Here is a 25,289-nt window from a genome sequence, read left to right on the forward strand (position 1 = left end):
AGGAGGAACGCTGCGCGCGCCCATAAACCCAAAAGGACGCGCAATGAGCACCCCTGCCAGCCGGCACCACAAGCGCCCGCGCGGCGAAGGCCAGTGGGCCCTCGGTTACCGAGAGCCGCTGAACAAGAACGAAGAGAGCAAGAAGGCCGACGACGGGCTCAACGTCCGCCAGCGGATCATCGACATCTACTCCAAGGGCGGCTTCGACTCGATCGACCCCGCCGACCTGCGCGGCCGCTTCCGCTGGTACGGCCTCTACACCCAGCGCAAGCCCGGCATCGACGGCGGCAAGACGGCGATCCTCGACCCGGAGGAGCTCGACGACCGCTACTTCATGCTGCGGGTGCGCATCGACGGCGGCCAGCTCGACATCCGCCAGCTCCGCGTCATCGCCGACCTGTCCAACGAGTACGCGCGCGGCACCGCCGACATCACCGACCGGCAGAACGTGCAGCTCCACTGGGTGGAGATCGAGTCGGTGCCCGACATCTGGGAGCGGCTGGAGGCCGTCGGCCTGAGCACGACCGAGGCGTGCGGCGACACCCCGCGCGTGATCATCGGGTGCCCGGTGGCCGGGATCGACGCCGAAGAGGTGATCGACGCCAGCGCCCAGATCCGCGAGCTGAACGAGAAGTTCATCGGCAACCCCGCCTACTCCAACCTGCCGCGCAAGTTCAAGACGGCGCTCAGCGGCTGCTCGGCCCACTGCACCGTGCACGAGATCAACGACGTGGCGTTCGTCGGCGTCGTCAACGAGCAGGGCGAGCGGGGCTTCGACCTGTGGGTCGGCGGCGGCCTGTCGACCAACCCGATGCTGGCCAAGCGGCTCGGCGTGTTCATCGCCCCCGAGCGGGCGGCCGACGTCTACGCGGGCGTGATCGGCATCTTCCGCGACTACGGCTACCGGCGGCTGCGGCACCGGGCGCGGCTGAAGTTCCTGGTCAACGACTGGGGCGTGGAGAAGTTCCGCGAGGTCCTGGAGACGGAGTACGTCAAGGAGAAGCTGCCCGACGGCCCCGCGCCCGCGCTGCCCCGCGCCAACCGGCGTGACCACGTCGGCGTCCACCCGCAGCACGACGGCAACTTCTACGTCGGCTTCGCGCCCCGCGTGGGCCGCCTCGACGGCGACAAGCTGCGCCTGATCGCCGACATCGCCGAGCGCCACGGCTCCGACCGGGTGCGCACCACCGTCGAGCAGAAGATGGTCATCCTCGACGTCGCCCCCGACCAGGTCGACTCCATCGTCGCCGAGCTGGAGGCCAACGACCTCAAGGTCAACCCCTCGACGTTCCGCCGCCAGACGATGGCCTGCACCGGCATCGAGTTCTGCAAGCTGGCGATCGTCGAGACCAAGGCCAGCGCCTCCCGGCTGATCGACGAGCTGGAGCGGCGGCTGCCGACGTTCGACGAGCCGCTGACCATCAACGTCAACGGCTGCCCCAACTCCTGCGCCCGCATCCAGACCGCCGACATCGGGCTCAAGGGCCAGCTCGTCATGGACGAGAACGGCAACCAGGTCGGCGGCTACCAGATCCACCTGGGCGGCTCGCTGGGCGTCAACTCCGGCTTCGGGCGCAAGGTGCGCGGCCTCAAGACCACCGTCGAGGGCCTGCCCGATTACGTGGAGCGCGTCGTGACGCACTACGACGAGCAGAAGAAGGAAGGCGAGACGTTCGCCGACTGGGTGCAGCGCGCCGACGAGGCGGACCTCAAATGACCGCACGCGCCGTGCCCTTCCACTGCCCCTACTGCGGAGACGAGGACCTCGAACCGTACGAAGGCGACGGCGGCTGGTACTGCCGCGCCTGCTCGCGCGCCTTCAAGCTGAAGTTTCTCGGAATCGGGGTGAACCTGTGACGCTCGTCGACATCGAGGCCGGGCTGACGCAGCAACGCGGCACGCTGGACCTGCAGGACATCGTCGAGTCGGCCGCCGTCTTCCTGGAGGACGCGCCCGCCCGCGAGATCATCCGCTGGGCGGCGGCGACGTTCGGCGACCGGCTCTGCCTGACCTCCTCCATGAGCGACGCCCTGCTCATCGACCTGGTGAGCCGCGTCAAGCCCGGCGTGGACGTGCTCTTCATCGACACCGGCTACCACTTCGCCGAGACCGTGGGCACCCGCGACGCGGTCCAGCAGGTCTACGACGTGAACGTGATCAACGTCAAGCCGTCGCGCACCGTCCAGGAGCAGGACCGCGACCTCGGGCCGCGCCTGTTCGGCCGCAACCCCGACCTGTGCTGCTACCTGCGCAAGGTCGAGCCGCTCAACCGTGCCCTGGAGCCCTACCTGGCGTGGATCTCCGGCATCCGCCGCGACGAGTCCGCCACCCGGACCGGCACCAAGGTCGTCGAATGGGACGCCAAGCGGCAGATGGTCAAGGTCAACCCGATCGCCTCCTGGACCCAGGACGACGTCGACAACTACATGGCCGACAACGGGGTGCTGATCAACCCGTTGCACTACGACAACTACCCCTCGATCGGCTGCGCGCCGTGCACGCGCCAGGTCGCCGAGGGGGAGGATCCGCGCAGCGGCCGCTGGGCGGGGCTGGGGAAGGTCGAATGCGGCATTCACCTGTAACTCCCGGCCGCCGGCCCGCCCCGTTGGCAGACGGGGCGGGCCAAGGCGGGCCGCTCGGCTCTCCGCCCGGCGGCGGGGTGCCGCTGGTCGCCGTGGCTCACGGGTCGCGCGACCCGAGGGCCGCCGCGACGGTCGAGGCGCTGCTGGAGGAGGTGCGGCGGGCGCGGCCCGGACTGCCGGTGCGCGGCGCGTACCTGGACCACTCGGCGCCGACGCTGGCGCAGGCGCTGCACGGGCACGCGGAGGCCGTGGTGCTGCCGCTGCTGCTGACGGCGGCCTACCACAGCCGTGTCGACCTGCCGGCGGCGCTCAACGAGGCGCGTGCCCGCGATCCGCTGCTGCGCGTCCACTACGGCGACACGCTCGGCCCCCACCCGCTGCTGGTGTCCGTCCTGGAGCGCCGGCTGGAGGAGGCGGGCGTGACGCCGGGCGATCCCGGCACGGCGGTGGTGCTCGTCTCGGCGGGCTCCAGCGACGCGCGCGCCAACGCGGTCGTCGCGGACCTGGCCCGCACCTGGCGCCCCTCCCCCGGCCGTGCGAGCGGCCCATTGAGCGACCCCACGAGCGGCCCTTTGAGCGGCCCTTTGGGCGGCCCTTTGGGCGGCCGCGCAACGGGCCCTGCCAGCGGTGGCGGCGGCTGGTGGGCGGTGACGGCGGCGTACGCGTCGGCCGCCGGGCCGACGCCCGCGGAGGCGGTCGCGCTGCTCAGGCGGGCGGGCGCGCCCCGCGTGGCGGTGGCGCCCTACCTGCTGGCCCCCGGCTACTTCGCCGACAAGGTGCGGCGCGACACGCTGGCCGCCGGCGCCGACGTGGTCGCCGACGTGCTCGGCCCTGCCCCGGAGCTGGCCCAGGTGGTGCTGCGGCGCTACGAGGCCGCGCTGCGCGCCCCCGTGGACGCGGCGGCCTCATGAGCTGATCCCCGCCGCCCGGCGTGAACGGGCGGCGGGCCCGTCAGCAGCCCCGGTCTCAGCAGCCCGGGTCTCAGCAGCCCGGGTCTCAGTAGCCCCGGTCGAGGGAGCGGCGCTCGTTCCAGTCGTCGCCGTGCAGCTCCCGCCAGTGCTCGCGCCAGGCCGACCAGCGCCGCTTGAGCGGCTTGGCCCGCGAGTCGCCGAGCACCTTGACGTCGCCCATCACCGCGTAGGCGTGCACGCGCACGACGGGCGCGCTGGTGCCGGGTGCGGCCTCCTGCACGTCGACGCGCTTGTCGCCCATGATGGCCACGCCGTCGAGGTCCACGTTGACCCCGTCAGGCACGATGATCTTCACGTCGCCCATCACGGACACGGCGGTGATCTCCACCAGATCGGTGCGCACCTCGGCCTCGCGCAGGTCGAGCAGCACGTCGCCCATCACCGCGACGGCGCCGAGCTCCTGGTCGATGCGCCAGGTGCCGCGCCGCTTGGTGTCGCCCATGATGCCCACGAACCAGCGCCGCTTCCTGCCCTCGCGCGGCTGGACCTGACCGGGGACGGCCGGGGCCGCGGGCAGGTCCTGGGTGAGCAGGGCCAGCTCGGCGTGCGTGGTGGCGGTGTAGGCGGCCTCGGTGCGGTCGGTCAGCTCGGCGAGCGTGAGCCGTCCTTCGACGGAGGCCTCCCGCAGCATCTCCACCACGGCTTCCCGCTCGGCGTCGGAGGCCCGTACCTCCCCAGGGTCAGTCATACTCGCAACATATCGCGTTTGCGGGGGTTTGCGATCCTCCCGAAGAAGGAATCGGCATCCCCCGAACCGCTCACCCCCTCCTGTGCGTATCAGTTGGTGACACGGGCCCCGGCTTGGTCCCGCGGCGCGGCCGGGCCAGGCTAGGGTCCCTGTCATGCATGAGGAACAGCTCTACCGGGCGGCGTTGAACGGCGAGACCGAGGCGGTGGGCGAGCTGCTCGCCCAGGGGGCCGATCCCAACGTGGCCAGCGAGGGCGCGGACGAGGAGGGCGGGCTGCCGCTGTGCGCGGCGGCCGCCTGGGACCGGGTGGAGACCGCCGGGGCGCTGCTGGCGGCCGGCGCGGAGGCCGACGGCCGGGAGAGCGGCGGCTGGACGGCGCTGATGTGGGCCGCCGCCAACGGCAGCGCCGACACGGCGCGGGTGCTGATCGAGGCGGGCGCCGACGTCGACGCCGTCAACGAGTCCGGCGACACGCCGCTGTCGCTGGCGGCCCGGCGCGGCGCGCTGGGCGTGGTGCGTGAGCTGCTGGCGGCGGGCGCCGACCCGGAGAAGTACGACGGCGACGGCGACACGCCGCTGGACATCGCGGCCGACTGGCTGGGCGTGCACCTGGAGAGCGCGCTGCTCGACCAGATCGGGCAGGATGACTGGGAGTACGTGGTGGCGCGGCAGTTCGCCAAGGACGGCACCGAGCTGGTGACGGTGGCGGGCCGCTCGGCCGACGGGTCGCAGAGCGAGCAGGTGCAGGCGCAGCGCGGCCACGCGGCGATCGCGACGCTGCTGGAGGACGCGGCGGGCGTCTTCACGCCGATCGACCGGCTGGTGGCGCGCGCGCTGGCGCACCGCGACGTGGACGAGGACGCCGAGACGTGGTGGGTGGTGGCCGACACGCTGGGCAAGCGGGCCGACGACGAGACGTACGAGGCGCTGGCGAAGCTGTGCGTGAGCGAGGACGCCAGGGAGCGTGAGTTCGGCGTCGACGCGATCGCCCAGTTCGGCGTGACGAGCGAGGACAAGCCCTATCTGGAGCGCACGCTGCCGCTGCTGCAGAAGATGACGACCACCGAGGGCAACTCTCAGGTGCTGCGCTCGGTGCTGGCCGCGCTGGGCCACACGGGCGATCCGAGGGCGCTGCCGCAGGTGCTCGACGTCATCGGCCGTCCGGGTCACAAGCGCACGATGACCGACGCGATCGCGCTGGCCGACGTGCTGCCGCCGGATCACGCCGAGGGGCTGGCGCTGCTCATCGACATGACGCGCGACGACGAGACCGAGGTGCGTGACTGGGCCACGGCGGGGCTGGCCGGGCTGGACGCCGACACGCCGCAGATCCGCGACGCGCTGGCGGCCCGGCTCGACGACGCCGACCTGCGCACGGTGGCCGAGGCGACGCGGGGGCTGCGGGCGCGCGGCGACGAGCGGGCGCAGCAGGGCGCCAAGCGGGTGCTGGAGGAGTCCGACGACCCGTACGCCGTGGAGCTGGTCACCGAGGCCTGAGCCGGGCCCTGTAAAGCCTCTCAGGAGCTCTCAGCGCCCCTCAGGGGCCTGACAGGGCGGGTGCGGTGGCGAGGACGTCGCGGGCCAGCGCCCGGTCGCCGGTCAGCTCGGCGGGGAAGCTCGCCGGGTCGCCGCGTCCGCCCAGCAGGAAGCAGAACGCGACCACGTCCGCCGTGATGCCCGCGTCGGGCTCGGCGGGCGGGGCGGGGTCCTCGACGCCGAGGGCGACGTTCCACTCGCCGCCGCCGGGCCCGGTGAGGGTGACGCGCACGCCGCGCCCGGACGCGTCCAGGCCCGACAGCAGCATCGTCCACGGCAGCAGCCGGGCGCACAGGTCGGCGACCGGGTGGATGTGGCCGGGCAGCGGGTGCGGCAGGCTGACGCGGGCGGTGCGGGCGGCGTCGTCGGTGTGCACCCACGTCTCCAGCATCCTGGCCAGCACGTGGTCGGCGGCGGGCGCTTCCAGGCCGTCGAGGGTGGCGGGGGTGCCGGCGGGCAGGCCGGCGAGGTGGCGGCAGAGCGCGTCGGCCTGCGCCCGCCAGTCCCTGCGGGTCTGCTCGGGGTCGCGGGAGCGCTCGTACGCCTGTACGTGCGCGGTGCGGGTGGCCGAGTCGGCGGCGGTGAGCTCGGGCCCCAGGACGGGCGCGCCGACGGAGGCGGCGAGCAGGCCGTCCTTGGCGGCCAGGTGCGCGACGAGTTCCTGGAGCGTCCAGCCTTCGACGATCACGCGGGACCAGTCGTCGTCCACGGCCGAGGCGAGCAGCGCGTCCAGGGCGGCCACGCGGCCGGCGTACGGCTCGGCCCAGGGCGCGGTGGGGGCGGCGGGCCGGCGCCGCGCCCTGGCCCCGGCCAGCAGTTGCGGACGCAGCGTGCCCGTGGGCTCCACCGGGTCCTCGAGCAGCGCGTCCAGGTACAGACGCTCGAGCGGCTCCATCACACCTCTTCCTCTGCCAGCGCGCCGGCCAGGCGGCGCAGCGCCAGCCGGATGCGCGACTTGGCCGTCCCCTCGGGCACGCCCAGTTCCTCCCCCACCTGCCGGTACGTCCTGCCGCCGAAGTAGGCGAGCTCGACCGCCTCGCGCAGGGCGTCGGGTAACGCCGTGACCGCCTGCCGCACCCGTTCGGCCTGGTCGGCGGCGAGCACCGTGTCCTCCAGCCGGTCGGGCGCCCGTTCGAACAGGCGGGGGCCGAGCGTGGAGACGCGGCGGCGCTCCTCGGCGCGCACGTGGTCGACGGCGCGGCGGTGGGCGATCGTGGCGAGCCAGGCGCGCAGCGTCCCCCGGCCCGGGTCGTAGGCCAGCGGGCGCTCCCAGAAGATGAGGAACACCTCCTGCGTGATGTCCTCGGCGATCACCCGGTCCCGCGTGACGCGCAGGGAGAGACCGAAGATCAGCGAGGAGAGCCGATCGTAGATCTCCCCGAGCGCGGCCTCGTCGCCGCCGACCACCCGCTGGTGCAGCAGGCGGTCGTCGTACGGTGCCTCCACTGGCACCACACTCCCGTGATCCGGACCTAGGCGGCGGGTGTGCCGCGACCCGAGCATGTCACTATTCGCCGGAAAAGGGCAGACGGATGTCGGAGCCCGGCGCGCCCGCCGGGCCGGGATAGTGTCAGAAGACACCACGAGTCGTCGCACGTCCAGAAGCAGAGGGAGCACATTCATGGCCACCACGCGCACCGCCACGACCGAGTGGAAGGGGGCCCTGCTCGACGGGTCCGGCACCGTCTCGCTCGACACGTCCGGGGTGGGCACGTTCGAAGTGTCCTGGCCGTCCAGGGCCGAGGCGCCGGCCGGCCGGACGTCGCCGGAGGAGCTCATCGCCGCCGCGCACTCCTCGTGCTTCTCCATGGCGCTCTCGCACGCCCTGGCGGGCGCCGGCACGCCGCCGGAGTCGCTGCGGACCAGCGCCGACGTCACCTTCCAGCCGGGCGAGGGCATCACCGGCATCGTGCTCACCGTGCAGGGCCGGGTGCCGGGGATCGACGCCGCGCAGTTCCAGGAGGCGGCCGAGACGGCCAAGGCGAACTGCCCGGTCAGCAAGGCGCTCGCGGGCACCACGATCAGCTTGCGCGCCGAACTCCTGTAGCGGGACCGCGATCGCGTGCGACAATCGGGTCACATGCGCGAAGTCTGGCCGGGCGAACCTTATCCACTCGGTGGCACCTGGGACGGCGTGGGCACCGGTTTCTCGGTGTTCTCCGAGGTGGCCGAGCGGGTCGAGCTGTGCCTGTTCCACGACGACGGCTCCGAGGAGCGGATCGACCTGCCCGAGGTCGACGGGTTCGTCTGGCACGGCTACCTGCCCGGGATCATGCCGGGGCAGCGCTACGGCTACCGGGTGCACGGGCCCTACCAGCCGGCCCAGGGCTACCGGTGCAACCCGGCCAAGCTGCTGCTCGACCCCTACGCCAAGGCCGTCGACGGCGAGCTGACGTGGAACGAGGCGCTGTTCCCCTACCACTTCACCGATCCGTCGCGGCCCAACTCGGCCGACAGCGCGCCGTACATGCCGAAGAACGTGGTGATCAACCCGTTCTTCGAGTGGGGCAACGACCGCTCGCCGCGGGTCCCGTACCACCAGAGCGTGATCTACGAGGCGCACGTGCGGGGGCTGACGATGCGCCATCCCGGCGTGCCCGAGGACCTGCGCGGGACGTACGCGGGGATGGGGCATCCGGCGATCATCGACCACCTGGTGTCGCTCGGGGTGACGGCGGTCGAGCTGATGCCGGTGCACCACTACATGCCCGAGCACTTCCTGGTGGCGCGCGGGCTGACGAACTACTGGGGCTACAACACGATGGCCTACCTGGCCCCGCACGGCGGCTACTCCAGCTCCGGCACGCGGGGCGAGCAGGTGCCGGAGTTCAAGGCGATGGTGCGGGCGCTGCACGAGGCGGGCATCGAGGTGATCCTCGACGTGGTCTACAACCACACCGCCGAGGGTGACCACATGGGGCCGACGCTGGGCTTCCGCGGCATCGACAACGCCGCCTACTACCGGCTGCACGACGGCGACCGGCGCTACTACCTGGACTACACCGGGTGCGGCAACTCGCTCAACGTGCGCTCGCCGCACGCGCTGCAGCTCATCATGGACTCGCTGCGCTACTGGGTGCTGGAGATGCACGTCGACGGGTTCCGGTTCGACCTGGCCTCGGCGCTGGCGCGGGAGCTGCACGACGTCGACCGGCTGAGCGCGTTCTTCGACCTGATCCAGCAGGACCCGGTGATCTCGCAGGTCAAGCTGATCGCCGAGCCGTGGGACGTGGGGCCGGGCGGCTACCAGGTGGGCAACTTCCCGCCGCTGTGGACCGAATGGAACGGCAAGTACCGCGACACCGTGCGCGACTTCTGGCGGGGGACGCACTCGGCGCTGCCGGAGTTCGCCTCGCGGCTGACGGGCTCGGCGGACCTGTACGAGACGTCCGGGCGGCGGCCGGTGGCCTCGATCAACTTCGTCACCTGCCACGACGGCTTCACGCTGACGGACCTGGTCTCGTACGACCACAAGCACAACGAGGCCAACTGCGAGGACAACCGCGACGGCACCGACGACAACCGGTCGTGGAACTGCGGGGCCGAGGGGCCGGTCGAGGATCCGCGCATCGTCGGGCTGCGGCACCGGCAGCGGCGCAACTTCCTGGCCACGCTGTTCCTGTCGCAGGGCGTGCCGATGCTCTCCCACGGCGACGAGCTGGGCCGGACCCAGCGGGGCAACAACAACGCCTACTGCCAGGACAACGAGATCGCCTGGGTCGACTGGTCGATGCTGCACACCGAGTCGGACCTGCTGGAGTTCGTGCGCAGGCTGTCGCAGCTGCGGCGGGAGCACCCGGTGTTCCAGCGGCGGCGCTTCTTCCACGGGCGGCATTCGGGCAACGGCCTGCGCGACCTGGTGTGGCTGACGCCCGGCGGGGCGGAGATGACGGCGGGCGACTGGCACATCGGCTACGCCAAGTCGCTCATGGTCTACCTCAACGGCGAGGCGATCACCGAGCCGGGGCCGCGCGGGGAGAAGATCACCGACGACTCGTTCCTGCTGCTGATCAACGCCCATCACGAGGACATGACGTTCACGCTGCCGGGCGAAGAGTTCGGCGGCACCTGGATCCCCGAGATCGACACCAGCCACGAGACGCTGGAGAGCGTGTTCGTCGACGAGGGGTGGCGGCCCGGCGACCTGGTGGCGGTCACCTCCCGATCGTTGCAGGTGCTGCGCCAGCCCCGGCGTCCATGACTTGTCACAGGCGTGTGCCAAGGTAGAGGGGTGCGTCGCATCCATCCCGACATAGAAGACAATCCCGACATCGAGCGGGCCTACGCCTATCCCGACCGGCCGTGGCTGCGCCTCAACATGGTGGCCAGCGCCGACGGCGGCGCGTGGGTCGAGGGGCTGTCCGGCGGGCTGTCGAGCAAGGGCGACCGGCGCGTCTTCGGGGTGCTGCGCGGGCTGGCCGACGTGATCGTGGCGGGCGCCGCCACCGTCCGGGCCGAGGGCTACGGCGCGGTCCGGCCGCGCGAGTCGTGGCGCGAGATGCGGGCGGGCCGGCCCGCCGCGCCGCCCATCGCGGTGATCACCCGCGGCCTCGGCCTCGACCTGGCCGGGCCGCTGTTCGACGGCGGCGTCAGCCGGACCATCGTCGTCACCTGCGAGAGCGCGCCCGCCGAGCGGCGCAAGGCCGCCGCCGAGGTCGCCGACGTCATCGTGGCCGGCGAGGAGTCCGTCGACCTGGCCGCCGCCCTGGCCGCGCTGCACGAGCGCGGCCTGACCCGGGTGCTGTGCGAGGGCGGGCCGCTGGTCAACGCCCAGCTCGCCGCCGCCGGGCTCGTCGACGAGCTGTGCCTGACCGTCAGCCCGGCGCTGATCGGCGGCGACGCGGCGCGCATCCTCAACGGCGCGCCGTCACACGTCAAGCTTGAGCTCAGCCAGGTGCTGGAAGAGGAGGGGGTCCTCTTCTGCCGCTACACGAAGGAGTCTGGCCCATGACAGAGCCGACCGCGCCACGGGGGAAGAAGGCGGCCAAGGAGCCGGAGCCGATCCCGGACCTCGACCTGCCCGTGCGCCCGCCGGTCGCGCCGATGCTGGCCAAGCCGGTCAAGGCGATGCCCAAGCAGGACGGCAATCTGTTCTACGAGCCGAAGTGGGACGGGTTCCGGTGCATCGTGTTCCGCGACGGCGACGAGGTCTATCTCGGCAGCCGCAACGAGCGGCCGTTCACCCGCTACTTCCCGGAGCTGGTGGAGGCCGCCAAGGCGGAGCTGCCCGACCGGTGCGTGGTCGACGGCGAGATCGTGCTGCCGCGCGGGTCGCACCTCGACTTCGAGGCGCTGCAGCAGCGCATCCATCCGGCGGCGTCGCGGGTCAAGATGCTGTCGGAGCAGACGCCCGCCTCGTTCGTCGCCTTCGACCTGCTGGCCCTGGGTGACGAGTCGTTCATGGAGACGCCGTTCGCGGAGCGCCGGCGGCGGCTGGTCGAGATATTTCCCGAGAAAGGCGGATCCGTCCGGCTCACTCCGGTGACGACGGACGACGCCCAGGCCGCCGAGTGGTTCGACATGTTCGAGGGCGCCGGGCTCGACGGCATCATCGTCAAACCCGGCGACCAGCCCTACATCCCCGACAAGCGGACCATGTTCAAGGTCAAGCACGAGCGCACCGCCGACGTGGTCATCGCCGGCTACCGCGAGCACAAGAGCGGCCCGATCGTCGGCTCCATCCTGCTCGGCCTCTACGGCGACGACGGCCGCCTGCACCACGTGGGCGTGGCGGCCTCGTTCCCCATGGCGCGGCGGGCCGAGCTCGTCGAGGAGCTGCGACCGTACATCGCCGACCTGTCGGAGCACCCGTGGGGCCACTGGGCCGAGCAGGCCGCCGCCGGCATCGGCCAGCCCGCCGCCACCCCGGCCACCGGCGGGCAGCGGGTGCCGGGCGCGATCTCGCGGTGGAACGCCAAGAAGGACCTGTCGTTCATCCCGCTGCGGCCCGAGCTGGTGATCGAGGTGGCCTACGACCAGATGGAGGGCGACCGGTTCCGCCACACCGCCCAGTGGCGGCGGCTGCGGCCCGACCGCACCCCCGAGTCGTGCACGTACGAGCAGCTCGACCGGCCCGTCTCCTACGACCTGGACGACATCCTCGCCCGCTAGGCGGTGAAGGCCAGGCTGGCGTTGTGCCCGCCGAAGCCGAAGGAGTTGACCATCGCCGCCCGCCACCGGCCCCGGCGGGCGGCGCCCGCCACCAGGTCGAGCTTCACCTCGGGGTCCGGGTCGGCCAGGTTGCGCACGGCGGGGATCACCCCCTCGCGCAGCGACAGGATCGCCGCGATCGCCGCCAGCGAACCCGAGGCGCCGCACAGGTGACCGGTCATCGACTTGACCGCGGTGACGGCCGGGTGGACGCCCACGGCCTCGGCGATCGACGCGCTCTCCGTCAGGTCGCCCGTCGGCGTGGAGGTCGCGTGCGCGCTGACGTGACCGACGTCCAGCGGGCTCAGCCCGGCCGAGTCCAGCGCCAGCCGCATCGCGCGCACCTGGCCCTCCGCCGTGCCCGCCGTGATGTGATGGGCGTCGGAGCTGGTGCCCGCGCCCGCCAGCGTGGCGTGCGCACGGGCGCCGCGCCCCGCCGCGAACCCGTCACGCTCCAGCACCAGCACCGCCGCGCCCTCCCCGAGCACGAACCCGTCCCGCGCCGCGTCGAACGGCCGCGACGCCTCCTCCGGCGGGCCGTCGAACCGCGACAACGCCCTCGCCTGCGCGAACCCCGCCAGCGTGAGCGGATGCACGCACGCCTCCGCGCCGCCCGCGACCACCACGTCGGCGCGGCCCAGCCGGATCAGGTCCAGGCCCATCGCGATCGCCTCCGCCCCGGACGCGCAGGCGCTCACCGGCGTGTACGCGCCCGCCCGCCCGCCCAGCTCGATGCTCACCACGGCGGCTGCGGCGTTGGGCATGAGCATCGGGACCGTGTACGGCGACACCTTGCGCGGGCCGGACGCCTCCATCAGGTCGTCCTGCGCCAGCAACGTCAGCACCCCGCCGACGCCCGTGCCGATCACCACGGCCAGCCGCTCCGGCTCCACCTCCGGCGCGCCCGCGTCCGCCCACGCCTCCCGCGCCGCGACCAGCGCCGCCTGCTGGCAGCGGTCCAGCCGCCGGGCCGGCACCCGGCCCAGCACCTCGGCCGGGTCGACGCTCATCCGGGCGGCGATCCGCACCGGCAGGCCGGCCGCCCACTCCTCCTCGACCAGCGCGGCGCCGGAGCGCCCCGCCAGCATCGCGGCCCACGTGGAGGCCACGTCACCACCCAGCGGGGTGGTCGCTCCCAGGCCGGTGACGGATGCGCCCGCGGTCAACGTGTCATGCACGAGGTGTCCCCTTTCGTCCTGCCGTCCACGCTGCCAGGACGCGCCCGTACGGGGAGGCGTGAAGATCGACGAAAAACCGCCGCCGTCTTTGTCGCCCCGGACCGACGCCCACCACGGCCCTGCGGGGCCCGGCCACCGGGACGGCACCCGCCGAGGGCTGGCCACCACCGGACACCCGACGAGCGCTCAGGGAGGACGCCGCCGGTCCCCCAGGGCGGACACCGCGCGGAGCACTCTGGGAGGGCCGCCGCCGGGCGTGCGGGGACGGCAACCCCCGGGCGCACGGCGGTCGGCGGCGGGCGCTCAGGGGACACGCGGCGGGTGCTCGGAGAAGCCCGGCGGCCGCCCAAGGCTCTCGCTGGGAACCGCAGGGTGTTCCGGTGGGGCTCGGTGCTCTCCGGACGGGTGGGAGAGCGGCGGGGTCAGGTGAGCCAGATGAGGCCGGCGAAGCGGCCGGGGTCGTGGCGGCGGTGGGAGTAGAGGTCGGCGGTCTCGATGGTGCAGCGGTCGTCGTGGCGGACGTCGGCGAGGCCGGCCTCGCGGAGCTGGGCCTCGATGCCGGCGCGCAGGTCGAGCGCCGGGGTGCCCCAGGAGGTGGTGGAGCGCGTCTGCGGCACGGTGGCGGCGACGCGGTCGCGCAGCTCGGCGGGCACCTCGTAGCAGCGGCCGCAGGCTCCGGGCCCGATCAGCGCGGCCATCCGGGCGGGCACGGCGCCCTTGCCGGCCATCGCGGCGACCAGGGCGGCGGCGATGCCCGCCTCGGTGCCGGGCCGGCCGGAGTGGGCGGCGCCCACCATGCGCGCGACCGGGTCGGCCACGAGCACGGCCGGGCAGTCGGCGCCGAGCGAGGCGAGCGCGAGGCCGGGCTCGGTGGTGAACACGCCGTCGACGGGTGGCGGGTCGTCGCCGAACGGCTCGCTCACGTACGCGATCTCGGCGCCGTGCACCTGGCGCATGAACACGATCGCGCGCACGCCGAGCTCGGCGGCCACGCCGGCGCGGTTGGCGCGGACGGCGGCGGGGTCGTCGCCGGTGCCGCCGCCGAGGTTGCGGGTGCCGTGCGGGCCGGCGCTGACGCCGCCGTGGCGGTCGGTGACGGCGACGTGCACGCCGGGGACCAGCTCCATGCCCCCGATCCTATGACCCGCCGGGCCCGCGCCCGGAAGGCCGGGTTCCCCGGGCGTGAGGAGTGCGCCTGACGGGCCTGGACGACCCGCACGCGCTCATGGCCCGGCGCGGGTGCCCGGCGGTGCGGGCGGCGCCCGCCTCGGCGGCCCGGTGTGCCCGGGCTGTGGGCTAGGGGCGGCGGCGGGGGGACGAGCCGGGGCCGCCGGGGCCGGAGCCGCGCGGGATCACGTCGGGCGCCCGGCCCAGGGCGATCGACATGTGCACCTCGTCGTAGCGTTCGCGGCCCACTTCGACCACGTTCGGCAGGCGGCCCCACTCGGTGAAGCCGAGCTCCTCGTACAGCTCGATGGCGCCGTGGTTGTTGCCGCGCACGCTGAGCGTGAGCGTCTCCAGCCCGGCGGCGCGGGCGCCGGCCGTGAGCGCGGAGACGACGAGCCTGCCGAGGCCCAGGCCGCGCGCCGACGGGTGGGCCATGATCTTGGCGACCTCGGCGGTGCGGGTGAACACGGCGTGCGGGGAGCGCCGCCACAGACCCATCGCCTGGACCGTGCCGTCCACGCGGGCCAGGGCGAGGCGGGCGTCGCCGTCCCTGACGGCCTTGAGCACCTCCTCCAGCCAGGGGTCGGTCTGCTCGCGGCCGGGGGGCTCCGGGTAGCCGATGGCTCCGCCGAGCCCGGCGACGGCGTGCATCACGCGGTGGACGGCGGACTGGAGCTCTTCGTCGGCGGAATCCGGCCAGGTGAGGTCAATGCGCACAGTTGGCCATTATGTCGGGATTTTTCGCCGTAATCGGCTTTACGGTCGGGGTGCGGGCGGTCGATTCGGCCCGCCACCGGCGCGATCACCGGCGTACGCGATCAGCCCCGAAAAGCCGATCGTGATGCGTATGTCGCGCGATAGATTGCGCTCATGAGCGAGGGGATCATGCCGGAGCTGCCGGAGCTGACGGGGTTGTCCGAGGCGGCGGCCCAGTCGCGGGCCTCGGTGCTGCGCAGCCGCGCCGAGTCGTACATCGCGCTGGGGCGGCACGACGCGGCGATCGCGGACCTGACCGAGTCGATCGCGCTCGTGCCCGGCAACGCGCGGGCCTGGCGGCTGCGCGGGGAGAGCCACCGGATCGTCGAGCGGTTCGAGGCGGCGGTGGCCGACTTCGACGAGGCGCTGCGGCTGGAGCCCGACAGCTCCTACGCGCTGGGCTCGCGAGGCCAGGCGTACGCGTCGATGGGCCGGATGGAGGAGGCCATGGCCGACTTCGAGCACGCGCTGACGCTCTCGCCCGAGTCGCTGTGGATCCTGGAGGCCAAGGCCGACGCGCTGGCCGACCTGGACCGGTTCGACGAGGCGCTGGACGAGCACGCCAAGATCATCGCGCTGAACGAGGAGCTGGCCTACTCGTGGCTGGCCCGCGGCGACCTCTACCAGCGGATGGGCCTGTATGCCGAGGCCATCTCCGACTACGGCCGCGCCCTGGAGGCCGACCCCGACTACGTCCGGGCGCTGAGCAGGCGCGGCGAGGCGCTGCGCATGATCGACCGTTACGAGGAGGCGCTGGCCGACCTCAACCGGGCCGTCGAGCTCGACCCCGACAACGACCGGGCGCTGGGCAGCCGGGGCGCGGTGCTGAGCGAGCTGGGCGACAACGAGGCGGCGCTGAAGGACCTGAACCGGGCCGTCGAGCTGGACGAGGAGTACATCTGGGCCTACCGGGTGCGCGGCGAGATCCTTCAGGACCTCGACCGGCACGAGGAGGCCGTCGCCGACTTCACCCGCGCCCTGCATCTGGAGTTCGGCGACTGACCGCCGGGGGCCGGCGGCCGATCGCGACGACGGTGACGATCAGCAGCACGCAGGCGGCCGCGATCCCCGCGACCACGGCCGACACCCCCGCCCGGGGCGCCGCGAGCGGCAGGAGCAGGATGACCAGGGCGTACGCGAGCACCACGGCCGGATGGGTGACGCGGGCGCGCACGACGGTCCCGTGGATCAGCCGGAACAGGACGAGGAACACCGCGGCCGGGATCGCGACGGCGTAGCCGATGGCCGGGGGCGTGGCGGTGACGTCGTGCCCGGTCTGCTCGGCGGCCACCTCCAGCCCGGCGCCGAGCGCGGCCAGCGCGGCGAACACGCCGTAATGCCCGTACCCCCACAGATAGGACAGATGGGGGCGCTCCTCCAGCCCCTCGCCCGCGGGCAGGAGGAAGTAGATCCACCACAGCGCGAACAGCAGCACGAGCCCCGAGACGGCCATGACGACCAGGGGCGCGCTCGTCCGGGCCGCCGCCAGCGCGCCCGCGACGCCCCGGGTCGCGGCCAGGACGCTCTCACCGAGCAGGATGATCGTGAACAGCCCGTAGCGTTCGGCGATGTGGTGCGGATGCCAGTGGGTCCGGCCGGCGCGTTCGGCCCAGACCGGCACGGCCAGCTCGGCGGCGGCCAGCGCGACGAACAGCGGCAGCCGCGCCCCCTCCGGCACCGCGCCCGCCTCCACGAGGACGAGACGCAGCACCCACCCCGCCTGCACGACCGTGATGCCCGCCGCGTAGCGCAGCGCGGTGCGGCGGCCCGCCGGGTCCTCGACGGCGGCGCGCACCCACTGGGCGACCAGCGCGATGCGCATGATGAAGTAGCCGAGCGTGACCGCGCCGAAGTCGGCGTGGTCGGCGGCGGCCGGCACCCCGGCGGCGAGCACGAGCACGCCGCCCATCTGCACCATCGTGAGCAGCCGGTAGGGCACGTCGTCGGTGTCGTAGGCCGAGGCGAACCAGGTGAAGTTCATCCACGCCCACCAGATCGCGAAGAACACCTGGAGGAACAGGACCAGCCCGGGCAGCGCGTGGCCGTCGGCCACGGCGTGGGCGAACTGCGCGGTGGCGGCCGCGATCGCCACCACGAACGTGAGGTCGAACAGCAACTCCAGCTCGCTCGCCGCGCGGTGCGGCTCGTCGACCGCCCGGGGGCGCATCCTGACGCGGATCTCCCGTGCCTTCATGCCCCTTCCCTCCCCGGAGAAGCGGCCGGTGAAAGGTTCCCTCCCGGGTGAAGCGGCCGATGAAAGGTTCCCTCCCCGGGGAAGCGGCCCGTGAAAGGCGGAAGGCACGAAACCCTTCGTCACGGGTCCCGTGCCTTCCTGCGGCGCGCTACAGCGTGAGCAGCGCGTTGACCGGCAGGCGCCGGTCCGACAGCGGGCGCATCGCGATGCGGAGCAGCGCGAGCGCGTTGTCGTCGCCCGCGATGCGGTTGGCGCTGAGCCCGCCGCACGACTGGCAGTGGTGGATGATCAGCCACTCCCCGTCGTGCCGCACGGACACGCTCAGCGCCGCCATCCGCCCGCGGCAGCCCGCCCGCCGGTCACCGGGGACGCGGTGGTCGACGTGCAGGCTCGTCAGACAGTGCGGGCAGTGGTTGCGGTGCGCGGTGCCCGGCGCGAGGACGGGCACGTCGAGGCGGCAGCCGACGCATCGGAACGCGTCGCCCGGCTCGCCGTGACGGACGTCCTTGCGCCGCTGCGGCCTGCGCGGGTCCGGTTTCCTGCGTGGCATGTCCGCTCCCGTCACAGGTCGCCGAACGTTTCCAGCGGAAACGGCGGCTGAGCGAGCGGGCGTACGGCCATGCGCATGAGGATGAGCTGGTTGTCGTCCCCGGAGATCGGGTTGGACGTCAGCTCACCGCACCGGGTGCAGCGGTGGATGATCATCCAGTCGCCGCTGCGCAGCACCGCGATCGAGATCGGGGTCATGCGCGACCGGCACTCGGACGGGCCGCCCTCGGCACGGTCGAGGACGTGCAGCGAGTGCAGGCAGCTCGGACAGTGGTTGCGCCGGGTCCCGTCGGGACCGGCTGCGGCCACGGTCAGCCCACAGCGCACGCACGCGAACGTGTCGGTGACGGTACGGATCTTGTTGGTGGACACCCTGGGTTCTCCTTGCCGGAATGGTGCTTGTCGAGCAGCAAGGAAGCGCCGTGCGGGCCTCGCCCCGGGTCAGGGGCAGATGCGGATGACGAAGTGACGAGGCGCGCATGGCGCAGGGCGGAACATCAACTCACCTTCCCAGGGCCGGAGTATGGACGTCGTTCGACACAGCCGCGAGCGTAATGCCCGGGATGCGAGGATCGCCATTCATTATTCGCGGGCCTTGCTGGGCTGGACGCGCTTGGGCTCGCCGGGCATCTTCGGATAGTTGGGCGGATAGGGCATGTCGCCCCGCTCGTCCTTGGCGTAGAGCTCCAGCAGCGGCTCGATCGAGTGGGCGCGGTCGTCGATCGCGGCGTGCACGTCGCCGAGCTCGGCGAAGCGGGCCGGGACCGTGCGGATGTCGAAGTCGCGCGGGTCGGCGTCGGCCAGCTCGTCCCAGGTGAGCGGCGTGGAGACCGGGGCGTGCGGCTGGGCGCGCACCGAGTAGGCGCTGACGACGGTGCGGTCACGGGCGTTCTGGTTGAAGTCGATGAAGACGCGGTCGCCGCGCTCCTCCTTCCACCAGGCGGTGGTCACCAGGCCCGGATCGCGCGCCTCGACGGCCCTGGCGAGCGCGATGCCGGCATGGCGCACCTGGACGAAGTCCCAGCGCGGCTCGATGCGGACCGCGATGTGCGCGCCCCGGTTGCCGGACGTCTTGACGAACCCGGTCATGCCGAGCTCGTCGAGCACCTCGCGGGTCAGCGCGGCGGCCCGGCGGACCGCGCCGAACTCCAGCCCCGGCTGCGGGTCGAGGTCGACGCGCAGCTCGTCGGGATGCTCGACGTCGGCCGCGCGCACCTGCCACGGGTGGAAGTCGATGGTGCCGAGGTTGGCGCAGTAGGCGATCGAGGCCACCTCGGTCACCCGCAGCGAGTCGGCGGTGCGCCCGCTGGGGAAGGTCACGGTGACCGTCCGCAGCCAGTCGGGATGCTTGGGCGGCATCCGCTTCTGGTAGATGGCGTCGTTCTGCACGCCGTCGGGGTGGCGCTTGAGGTTGGTCGGCCGGTCGCGCAGCGCGCGCAGCACCCCGTCGCCCACGCTCACGTAGTATTCGACCAGCTCACGCTTGGTCGCGCCGATCTCCGGAAAGTAGACCTTGTCGGGGTTGGTAACCTTGACGGTCCGCTCCCCCACCTCAAGCTCGATGTACGGCGATGCCATGCGTCACAACCTACCCGGCGCCCCCGACAGAACCCCGGAAGGACGCCGGCTCACCGCACCCGCACCCGGGTCTTCGCACACACGTCGCACCGCTGGGTGACGACACGGCCGATCGTCTCGATCGTCACCCAGCGGTGACGAAAGTGCACAGGACGCACGGGAAATGTTTACCCTGGCCCGGCGATCGATACGCGGAGTCGCAGGACGATCACTCCGAGGGGTCGAGCCGGAGCGACACCGAGTTGATGCAGTAGCGCTCGTCGGTCGGCGTCGGATAGCCCTCGCCGCGGAACACGTGCCCCAGGTGCGAGTCGCAGCGGGCGCAGCGCACCTCCGTGCGGACCATGCCGTGGCTGCGGTCCTCGATCAGCGTGACGGCGTCGTTCTCCGACGGCTCGTAGAAGCTGGGCCAGCCGCAGTGCGACTCGAACTTCGTGCCGGAGGTGAACAGCTCGGCCCCGCAGGCGCGGCACGTGTAGACGCCCTCGGTCTTCGTGTCGACGTACTCGCCGGTGTACGGCGCCTCGGTGCCCGCCTGCCTGAGCACGCGGAACTCCTCGGGAGAGAGCTGGACCCGCCACTCGGCCTCGCTCTTGACCACCTTGTCCATACGTCCAGGGTACGAGATACGGCAAAAGGAGATCTCCGCAGGGGGAAGCATCCAATCTGGGGCGAAAATGCGTCTTTGACGACAAGGGGGTGTCATCGCCTCCTCCATGGGGTGAGATCACACGCAGGATCGCCCGAGCGGCACAGCCCACGCCCGTGCTGGCGCCGCCGGCGATCGGCCCGGCCGGCCGGGTGGCGCGCCAGCGCCCGGAACGGCCCGCGGGTGATCTCGTGAAGCCCGTCCCGTCGAGCCCCCGGTCCCGCCACCGAGGCGGCTCCGGGACGGGCCCCCATCTGCCCCTCGCCTCCGTCAGCCGGGGGCGGGGTGGGTGACGCGGCAGGTGGTGTCGCCGGGGCCGAGGATGTTGGCGAGCACCGGGTTGCCGTTCTCGCCGAACCTGGCGTGCACGAAGACCACCGGGGCAGCGGTGCCCACGTCCTGGAGGTAGCTCAGGCCGCGCTCGCACAGGGTGAGGGCCTGCCGGGAGTTGCCCGCCGTTTCCGGCAGGGTGGTGTAGATGCGGAGATATCCGCCGATGGTGCGGATGTCCTTCACGTGGCCCGCCGCCCTGTCGTCCCACCGGCTCCGGAAGTACGTGACCGCGTCATGATCGGTGTGCCTGGACGGATCCCCCTCCGCACCATCCGGCTCGTGGACGGTCCCGCCCGCTCCCTCACCGGGGACGGCCTCACCAGGAGCGCCGGGGTGACCTGCGGGCTCGCCGGAGCCGGTCGCCACGGCCTGGCCCCCCGCGCCCGTCCCCGCCGTCCGTGCCGGTCCCCGGCCCCTCCGCGCCCGTCCCTCCTCGGAGGTACGTCTCCGATGGAGCGGGCGGCTGGGCGTACGCGTCGTCCGGGGCGGTCGTTGACAGGGGCCCGTGGGCGGTGAGCACGGCGCCGGTGAGCAGGACGCTGGTGAGCACGGCGAGCGCCGCCACCGCAAGGCTCCACGGCCTGCGCGAGGGGCGCCGGCGGCGGCCTCGGCGGGCGCGTGGCGTCGCGGCCCCGGTCCGGCCGAAGAGGGACGGCCGCGCGGCGGTGGCGCGGTGGTGACCTGTGCGCTCCTTCACGTGGGCGCTCCCTGGGGCCGGACCCGGCAACTGCCCTGATTGTGACAAACAGGGTGCGGTCCCGTCAGCCGATCAGGCCAACCCGGGAGCCCGGGACGGCTCGCTAGGGAAGGGCGTTGACGAGCTCCTGGACGGGCTTGCGCACGCCGGTGTAGAAGGGGATCTCCAGCCGGGTGTGGCGGCGGGCCTGGGCGGCGCGCAGCTCACGCATCAGGTCGACGATGCGGTGCAGCTCGTCGGCCTCGAAGGCGAGCATCCACTCGTAGTCGTTGAGCGCGAAGCACGCCACCGTGTTGGCCCGCACGTCGGGGTAGCCGCGGGCCATCTGGCCGTGCTCGGCGAGCATGGCGCGGCGCTCGGCGTCGTCCAGCAGATACCACTCCAGGGAGCGGACGAACGGGTAGACGCTGACGAACGCCCGCGGCTCCTCCTCGGCGAGGAACGCCGGGATGTGCGACTTGTTGAACTCGGCGGGCCGGTGCAGCGCCATCGCCGACCAGACGGGCGTGCTGTGGCGGCCCAGGCCGGTGCGGCGGAAGCGGGAGTAGACGTCCTGGAGGTCCTCGGCCGTGGGGGCGTGCCACCAGAACATGTAGTCGGCGTCGGCGCGGAACCCGGCCACGTCGTAGAGGCCGCGGGTGACCACGTCCTTGCCGGCCGCCTGCTCCAGGAGCTCCTCGACCTCGTCGGCGATGTTCTCCCGGCTGCCGGGGACCGGCTCGGCGGCCTTGAACACCGACCACATCGTGTAACGGATCACCTGATTGAGATCGCGGGCCTTGAGCCGCGTCGTGCCCTCTGTCATGCCTGTCATTCTCCTCCTCGGCCCAGGTGGTCCAGAATCCGGGAGGCCGCCGTGCGGGCGGTCGCGACGCAGGCGGGGATGCCGAGCCCGTCGTAGGCGGCGCCGCAGACGGCCAGCGAGGGCTGCCCGGCCACGGCCGCGTGGACGCGGGCGACCCGGTCGAGGTGGCCGACGTTGTACTGCGGCAGGCCGCCGCCCCAGCGGGTGACGCGGGTGTCGGCGGGCTCCTGGCGGACGCCCATGACCTCGGCCATCTCCGCGCGGGCGAGCGCGACCAGGTCTTCGTCGTCGCGCTGGAGCAGGTGCTCCTCGCCGACGCGGCCGATGGAGCAGCGCAGGATCACCAGGTCGCGGGCGAGGTGCGGCCACTTGACGGAGCTGAACGTGACGGCCTTGACGGCCCGGCCGTCGACGGGCGGGACGAGGTAGCCGCTGGTCGAGGGCGGCTCGGGGAAGGCGGACACCGGGTAGGCGAGGGTGACTACGGCCATGCTGGCGTACTCGATCCTGGCCAGCTCGCTCGCCGCCTTGGGCACCTCGGCCTTGAGCAGGCGGCTCGCGGGGGCCGCGGGCACGGCGACGATGACGGCGTCGGCCTCGACGACCTCGGGCCTGGGCACCGGGCCGGTGACGAGCCGCCAGCCGTGCTCGGTGCGGGCCAGCTCGCGTACGGTGACGCCGGTCCTGATGTCGGCGCCGGACGCCTTGGCCACGGCCTCGGGCAGGCTGCCGATGCCGTTTCTGAGCGAGGTGAAGACCGGGCCGGCGTTCTTGGGCGCCTCGCGGGTGATCTGGCGGGCGGCGGCGAGCAGCGAGCGTTCGGCGCGGGCGGCGGCGGCCACCCGCGGCATCGTGGCCTCCAGCGAAAGCTTGTCGGCGCGGCCCGCGTAGACGCCGCCGAGCAGCGGCTCCACCAGGCGTTCGACGATCTCGGGACCCATCCTGGCGCGGATGTAGGCGGCGACGGACACGTCGGTGCGCACGAGGGTGGCGGGCAGGATCTGGTCGAGCGGCACCCGCAGCAGCCCGCCGGGCGAGACGATGCCGGATCTGGCCAGCTCGGCCAGGTCGCCGGGCACGCCCATGAACTGGCCCTTGGGCAGCGGGCGCAGCGCTCCCCTGGTGTAGACGGCCGAGCCGGCGGAGCCTGGGCTGACCAGGTCGTCGCCGAGGCCGACGGCCCTGGCCAGGTCCTTGCCCTCGGGCCGTCTGGCCAGCATGGACTCGGCTCCCGCGTCGACGCTGACGCCGGCGACCTCGGACGCGTACAGCTTGCCGCCGATGCGCGGGGCGGCGTCGAGGACGGTCACCTTGACCCGCTCGCCCGCGCCCTGCCTGAGGTGCCAGGCGGCGGCCAGCCCGGAGATCCCGCCGCCGATGACGACCACGTGTGCCTGTTTGCCTGCCACGGTTCAGACGCTACCGTCCCGCGGGCGCGGCCCCGTTTCCGGGGCGTGTGACCGTACCGTGACGCGACGGTTCAAACCGGTGCGCACAGGGGTCCGTCTTAGGGGCATGAGGAGATCGCAGATCGTGCTGACGGGCGTCCTGGCCGCGCTGCTGCTGTCCGCCTGCGGGGGCGCCGGCGAGAGCGCCACGGGCGGGGCGGACGTGCCGATGGCGCAGGTCGATTCCGCCAAGGCGGTCGCGCGGGACGTGACGGCGCCGGAGAGCGCCGCCACCGCGCGGCCCACACCGGCGCAGAGGCGCCCGGCGAACGCGGCGTCGGGTGTCGAGGTCACCCAGCAGAACCGTCAGGTGATCTACAAGGCGAGCATGACCGTACGGGCCGAGGACGTCGCCGCCGCCGTCCAGCAGGCCAAGCAGACGGTCACCACGGCGGGCGGCTACCTGGCCAGGGAGGAGAGCCGCTCGTCCGACGACGCGCGGGCCTCGGCGCTCCTGGAGTTCAAGATCCCGCCCGCCCGCTACAACGAGGTGCTGGCCACGCTGGGCAAGGACCTGGGCAGGCAGCTCAGGCTGGAGCAGGGCACCGAGGACGTCACGCTGAAGGTCGCCGACGTGGAGAGCCGGCTGAAGTCGGCCGAGCAGGCCCTGGAGTCGCTGCGCAGCCTGCTGAAGCGCGCCGACACGATCGGCCAGGTGCTGGACGTGGAGCGGGAGATCGCCGGCCGCGAGGCGGACCTGGAGTCGCTCCAGGCGCAGCAGAAGGAGCTGGCCGCGCAGGTCGGCATGGCCACGCTGTCGCTGCGGCTGGTGGGGCCGGTCGTGGTGGTGGAGGAGCCCTCGGACGAGCCGGCGGGGTTCCTCGGCGGGCTGAAGAGCGGCTGGAACGGGCTGGTGTCCTTCGTGAAGGTGCTGCTCACCGTGCTGGGGACGGTCCTGCCGTGGCTGGTCGTGGTGGTGCCGCCGCTCGCGCTGGCGATCTTCCTGGTACGGCGTCGCCGCCGGGCCGGAGGCGGCGGCCCCGGCGGCATCGGCAACACGGACGGCACGGACGGCACGGACGGCACCGACGGCACGGACGGAACCGACGATCCGGCTCCGGCCCCGCCGGTGAAGGACGCGGCCCCTGTCTGACCGGATCTCCCGGCCGGGTGAGCGCGCCGGGCGGTCAGGCCCGCAGGCGCCGCAGGGCCTCGTGCGCGCGGCCGGCGCCGGACGGGTCGGCGGGCCGGTCCGCGAGGAGCACGGCGGCGCCGGGGATGGCGGGCCCGTCCTGCCCGGCTCCGCCCGCGACCCGGCGGCGACCGGGGGCGGTCGCGGGCGGCGGCGGGCCGGGGTGCCGGAGGAGGTCGGACAGCCGGGCCCCGGCGAGCGCCAGGTCCCGGCACAGGCCGCTCTCCCCCAGCCCGGCCGCCGCCGGCACCGCGCGCGCCAGTGTGCCGCGCTCGCAGCGGAGCCACCCGAGCGGGTCGCCGCCCAGCAACGCCTCCACCTCGCCCGGCCCCGCCTGCCAGAGCGGCGCGCGGTCGCGGCCGGGCGGGCGGCCGCCGGGGCTCACCCTGCGCAGGGCCTCCCCCGCCAGCGCCAGCAGCGCGGCAAGCGTGCGCGGGACGGCCGCCCGCCGCTCGTCCTCCGGCACGTCCGCGGCCGCGCGCTCGGCGGCGTACAGGCGGGTCAGGTCGGGGAGGCGGTAGCGCTCCTGCCCGGCGGCGTCGACGCGGCGGTGCCGGACGAGCTGGGCGTCGGCGAGCCGGTCCAGCAGCCGGGCGGCCTCGCCGACGGGGACGCCGAGCAGCGCCGCGGCGGTCCACGGGGCGAAGTCCGCCAGCGGCGGCAGCAGCCCGAGCAGGCCGAACAGCAGCCGCTCCCGCTCCCCCAGCGCCCCGTGGCCGGGCGCGAGGCCGGCGCGCACGTCCAGGTCGCCGGCGCGCAGCTCGTCGAGCCTGCCGCACTCGCGGCGCAGCCGGGCGGCCAGCCCGGCGGCGGTCCAGCCGGGCCGGGTGGCCAGCCGCGCCCAGGCGATGCGCAGCGCGAGCGGCAGCCCGTCG

The 25,289-nt window shown here is 73.4% G+C and carries 26 protein-coding genes and 1 pseudogene; 11 read left to right on the forward strand and 16 right to left on the reverse strand.

Annotated features, from left to right (window positions below):
• The first annotated feature begins 43 nt into the window (after window positions 1-43).
• Genes AB0G11_RS28525 through AB0G11_RS28540 form a run of 4 tightly spaced genes read left to right on the forward strand, consistent with a single transcriptional unit; the run spans window position 44 to window position 3,493 of the window.
• Window positions 44-1,717, forward strand: a complete 1,674-nt coding sequence (locus tag AB0G11_RS28525; RefSeq protein WP_219519598.1) for a nitrite/sulfite reductase — start codon at window positions 44-46, stop codon at window positions 1,715-1,717.
• On the forward strand, window positions 1,714-1,857 hold the full coding sequence (locus AB0G11_RS28530) for an Insertion element protein (protein WP_219519600.1): 144 nt from the start codon (window positions 1,714-1,716) through the stop codon (window positions 1,855-1,857). The genes AB0G11_RS28525 and AB0G11_RS28530 overlap by 4 nt, the downstream gene beginning before the upstream one ends.
• Entirely contained in the window at window positions 1,854-2,582 is a 729-nt protein-coding gene (locus AB0G11_RS28535) for a phosphoadenylyl-sulfate reductase (protein WP_219519602.1), read from the forward strand. The genes AB0G11_RS28530 and AB0G11_RS28535 overlap by 4 nt, the downstream gene beginning before the upstream one ends.
• A gap of 23 nt (window positions 2,583-2,605) precedes the next feature.
• A complete protein-coding gene (locus tag AB0G11_RS28540; RefSeq protein WP_357589534.1) occupies window positions 2,606-3,493 on the forward strand; it encodes a CbiX/SirB N-terminal domain-containing protein in 888 nt (295 codons plus the stop codon).
• An 85-nt stretch (window positions 3,494-3,578) separates the two neighbouring features.
• Here AB0G11_RS28540 and AB0G11_RS28545 read toward each other — a convergent pair whose 3' ends face one another.
• Complete coding sequence (locus AB0G11_RS28545; protein WP_357589536.1) at window positions 3,579-4,241, reverse strand: DUF1707 domain-containing protein; 663 nt, start codon at window positions 4,239-4,241, stop codon at window positions 3,579-3,581.
• A 154-nt stretch (window positions 4,242-4,395) separates the two neighbouring features.
• Between AB0G11_RS28545 and AB0G11_RS28550 the strand changes: the two genes are divergently transcribed.
• Window positions 4,396-5,739 carry an ankyrin repeat domain-containing protein gene (locus AB0G11_RS28550; RefSeq protein WP_357589538.1) on the forward strand — a complete coding sequence of 448 codons (1,344 nt, stop codon included), beginning with the start codon at window positions 4,396-4,398 and terminating at the stop codon, window positions 5,737-5,739.
• Window positions 5,740-5,779: 40 nt separating this feature from the next.
• Here AB0G11_RS28550 and AB0G11_RS28555 read toward each other — a convergent pair whose 3' ends face one another.
• A complete protein-coding gene (locus AB0G11_RS28555) occupies window positions 5,780-6,673 on the reverse strand; it encodes a maleylpyruvate isomerase family mycothiol-dependent enzyme (RefSeq protein WP_246647068.1) in 894 nt (297 codons plus the stop codon).
• Window positions 6,673-7,230 (reverse strand): sigma-70 family RNA polymerase sigma factor, encoded by a 558-nt coding sequence (locus AB0G11_RS28560; protein ID WP_219519328.1) that lies wholly within the window; start codon window positions 7,228-7,230, stop codon window positions 6,673-6,675. The genes AB0G11_RS28555 and AB0G11_RS28560 overlap by 1 nt, the downstream gene beginning before the upstream one ends.
• Window positions 7,231-7,399: 169 nt before the next feature.
• Here AB0G11_RS28560 and AB0G11_RS28565 point away from each other — a divergent pair, with 169 nt between their 5' ends.
• Genes AB0G11_RS28565 through AB0G11_RS28580 form a run of 4 tightly spaced genes read left to right on the forward strand, consistent with a single transcriptional unit; the run spans window position 7,400 to window position 11,889 of the window.
• Entirely contained in the window at window positions 7,400-7,825 is a 426-nt protein-coding gene (locus AB0G11_RS28565; protein WP_219519331.1) for an OsmC family protein, read from the forward strand.
• Between the two features lie 33 nt (window positions 7,826-7,858).
• On the forward strand, window positions 7,859-9,979 hold the full coding sequence (glgX, locus tag AB0G11_RS28570) for a glycogen debranching protein GlgX (protein WP_357589540.1): 2,121 nt from the start codon (window positions 7,859-7,861) through the stop codon (window positions 9,977-9,979).
• A 30-nt stretch (window positions 9,980-10,009) separates the two neighbouring features.
• Window positions 10,010-10,729: a pyrimidine reductase family protein gene (locus AB0G11_RS28575; RefSeq protein ID WP_219519338.1), complete on the forward strand. Its 720-nt coding sequence runs from the start codon at window positions 10,010-10,012 to the stop codon at window positions 10,727-10,729.
• The gene (locus AB0G11_RS28580; RefSeq protein WP_357589542.1) at window positions 10,726-11,889 is read left to right on the forward strand and encodes an ATP-dependent DNA ligase; all 1,164 of its coding nucleotides are present in this window, start codon (window positions 10,726-10,728) and stop codon (window positions 11,887-11,889) included. Before AB0G11_RS28575 ends, AB0G11_RS28580 begins: the two co-directional genes overlap by 4 nt.
• On the opposite strand, the gene AB0G11_RS28585 is transcribed toward AB0G11_RS28580, so the two are convergent.
• The 3 genes from AB0G11_RS28585 to AB0G11_RS28595 form a co-directional block, all read right to left on the reverse strand.
• Window positions 11,886-13,106 carry a beta-ketoacyl-[acyl-carrier-protein] synthase family protein gene (locus AB0G11_RS28585; RefSeq protein WP_357589544.1) on the reverse strand — a complete coding sequence of 407 codons (1,221 nt, stop codon included), beginning with the start codon at window positions 13,104-13,106 and terminating at the stop codon, window positions 11,886-11,888. The two genes, AB0G11_RS28580 and AB0G11_RS28585, sit on opposite strands and share 4 nt — an antisense overlap.
• A 422-nt stretch (window positions 13,107-13,528) precedes the next feature.
• Complete coding sequence (gene pgeF, locus AB0G11_RS28590) at window positions 13,529-14,233, reverse strand: peptidoglycan editing factor PgeF (RefSeq protein WP_357589546.1); 705 nt, start codon at window positions 14,231-14,233, stop codon at window positions 13,529-13,531.
• A gap of 169 nt (window positions 14,234-14,402) precedes the next feature.
• Entirely contained in the window at window positions 14,403-14,990 is a 588-nt protein-coding gene (locus tag AB0G11_RS28595) for a GNAT family N-acetyltransferase (protein WP_219518748.1), read from the reverse strand.
• Between the two features lie 153 nt (window positions 14,991-15,143).
• Between AB0G11_RS28595 and AB0G11_RS28600 the strand changes: the two genes are divergently transcribed.
• Entirely contained in the window at window positions 15,144-16,031 is an 888-nt protein-coding gene (locus AB0G11_RS28600; protein ID WP_357589548.1) for a tetratricopeptide repeat protein, read from the forward strand.
• Here AB0G11_RS28600 and AB0G11_RS28605 read toward each other — a convergent pair.
• From AB0G11_RS28605 to hemG, 9 genes are all read right to left on the reverse strand, one after another.
• Entirely contained in the window at window positions 15,997-17,223 is a 1,227-nt protein-coding gene (locus AB0G11_RS28605; protein WP_357589550.1) for a low temperature requirement protein A, read from the reverse strand. The genes AB0G11_RS28600 and AB0G11_RS28605 overlap by 35 nt on opposite strands.
• Window positions 17,224-17,371: 148 nt before the next feature.
• Entirely contained in the window at window positions 17,372-17,773 is a 402-nt protein-coding gene (locus AB0G11_RS28610) for an RNHCP domain-containing protein (RefSeq protein ID WP_219518742.1), read from the reverse strand.
• Between the two features lie 11 nt (window positions 17,774-17,784).
• Window positions 17,785-18,144, reverse strand: a complete 360-nt coding sequence (locus AB0G11_RS28615) for an RNHCP domain-containing protein (RefSeq protein ID WP_219518740.1) — start codon at window positions 18,142-18,144, stop codon at window positions 17,785-17,787.
• 210 nt (window positions 18,145-18,354) lie between these two features.
• Window positions 18,355-19,350 carry a non-homologous end-joining DNA ligase gene (gene ligD, locus AB0G11_RS28620; RefSeq protein ID WP_219518737.1) on the reverse strand — a complete coding sequence of 332 codons (996 nt, stop codon included), beginning with the start codon at window positions 19,348-19,350 and terminating at the stop codon, window positions 18,355-18,357.
• Window positions 19,351-19,558: 208 nt separating this feature from the next.
• Window positions 19,559-19,960, reverse strand: coding sequence for a peptide-methionine (R)-S-oxide reductase MsrB (gene msrB, locus AB0G11_RS28625; RefSeq protein WP_219518735.1), 402 nt, complete (start codon window positions 19,958-19,960; stop codon window positions 19,559-19,561).
• A gap of 309 nt (window positions 19,961-20,269) precedes the next feature.
• Entirely contained in the window at window positions 20,270-20,698 is a 429-nt protein-coding gene (locus tag AB0G11_RS28630) for a hypothetical protein (protein ID WP_357589552.1), read from the reverse strand.
• A complete protein-coding gene (locus tag AB0G11_RS28635; protein WP_357589554.1) occupies window positions 20,649-21,029 on the reverse strand; it encodes a hypothetical protein in 381 nt (126 codons plus the stop codon). Before AB0G11_RS28635 ends, AB0G11_RS28630 begins: the two co-directional genes overlap by 50 nt.
• A 103-nt stretch (window positions 21,030-21,132) precedes the next feature.
• Window positions 21,133-21,834 carry a hydrogen peroxide-dependent heme synthase gene (gene hemQ / locus AB0G11_RS28640; RefSeq protein WP_219518729.1) on the reverse strand — a complete coding sequence of 234 codons (702 nt, stop codon included), beginning with the start codon at window positions 21,832-21,834 and terminating at the stop codon, window positions 21,133-21,135.
• Between the two features lie 5 nt (window positions 21,835-21,839).
• On the reverse strand, window positions 21,840-23,243 hold the full coding sequence (gene hemG, locus AB0G11_RS28645) for a protoporphyrinogen oxidase (protein WP_219518727.1): 1,404 nt from the start codon (window positions 23,241-23,243) through the stop codon (window positions 21,840-21,842).
• A 106-nt stretch (window positions 23,244-23,349) separates the two neighbouring features.
• On the opposite strand from hemG, the gene AB0G11_RS28650 reads away from it, so the two are divergent.
• The gene (locus AB0G11_RS28650) at window positions 23,350-24,375 is read left to right on the forward strand and encodes a DUF4349 domain-containing protein (protein ID WP_357589556.1); all 1,026 of its coding nucleotides are present in this window, start codon (window positions 23,350-23,352) and stop codon (window positions 24,373-24,375) included.
• A 34-nt stretch (window positions 24,376-24,409) separates the two neighbouring features.
• Here AB0G11_RS28650 and AB0G11_RS28655 read toward each other — a convergent pair.
• Window positions 24,410-25,289, reverse strand: a pseudogene (locus tag AB0G11_RS28655) (hypothetical protein); the annotation flags it as partial.

The sequence above is a fragment of the Nonomuraea sp. NPDC023979 genome (genome assembly GCF_040639085.1).
GTDB lineage: Bacteria > Actinomycetota > Actinomycetes > Streptosporangiales > Streptosporangiaceae > Nonomuraea > Nonomuraea ceibae.

Coding starts and splice junctions, on each gene's coding strand:
- AB0G11_RS28525 (WP_219519598.1), top strand. CDS start 44: ATGAGCACCCCTGCCAGCCGGCACCACAAGCGCCCGCGCGGCGAAGGC.
- AB0G11_RS28530 (WP_219519600.1), top strand. CDS start 1,714: ATGACCGCACGCGCCGTGCCCTTCCACTGCCCCTACTGCGGAGACGAG.
- AB0G11_RS28545 (WP_357589536.1), bottom strand. CDS start 4,241: ATGACTGACCCTGGGGAGGTACGGGCCTCCGACGCCGAGCGGGAAGCC.
- AB0G11_RS28550 (WP_357589538.1), top strand. CDS start 4,396: ATGCATGAGGAACAGCTCTACCGGGCGGCGTTGAACGGCGAGACCGAG.
- AB0G11_RS28555 (WP_246647068.1), bottom strand. CDS start 6,673: ATGGAGCCGCTCGAGCGTCTGTACCTGGACGCGCTGCTCGAGGACCCG.
- AB0G11_RS28565 (WP_219519331.1), top strand. CDS start 7,400: ATGGCCACCACGCGCACCGCCACGACCGAGTGGAAGGGGGCCCTGCTC.
- glgX (WP_357589540.1), top strand. CDS start 7,859: ATGCGCGAAGTCTGGCCGGGCGAACCTTATCCACTCGGTGGCACCTGG.
- AB0G11_RS28580 (WP_357589542.1), top strand. CDS start 10,726: ATGACAGAGCCGACCGCGCCACGGGGGAAGAAGGCGGCCAAGGAGCCG.
- pgeF (WP_357589546.1), bottom strand. CDS start 14,233: ATGGAGCTGGTCCCCGGCGTGCACGTCGCCGTCACCGACCGCCACGGC.
- AB0G11_RS28600 (WP_357589548.1), top strand. CDS start 15,144: ATGAGCGAGGGGATCATGCCGGAGCTGCCGGAGCTGACGGGGTTGTCC.
- AB0G11_RS28605 (WP_357589550.1), bottom strand. CDS start 17,223: ATGAAGGCACGGGAGATCCGCGTCAGGATGCGCCCCCGGGCGGTCGAC.
- AB0G11_RS28610 (WP_219518742.1), bottom strand. CDS start 17,773: ATGCCACGCAGGAAACCGGACCCGCGCAGGCCGCAGCGGCGCAAGGAC.
- ligD (WP_219518737.1), bottom strand. CDS start 19,350: ATGGCATCGCCGTACATCGAGCTTGAGGTGGGGGAGCGGACCGTCAAG.
- msrB (WP_219518735.1), bottom strand. CDS start 19,960: ATGGACAAGGTGGTCAAGAGCGAGGCCGAGTGGCGGGTCCAGCTCTCT.
- hemQ (WP_219518729.1), bottom strand. CDS start 21,834: ATGACAGAGGGCACGACGCGGCTCAAGGCCCGCGATCTCAATCAGGTG.
- AB0G11_RS28650 (WP_357589556.1), top strand. CDS start 23,350: ATGAGGAGATCGCAGATCGTGCTGACGGGCGTCCTGGCCGCGCTGCTG.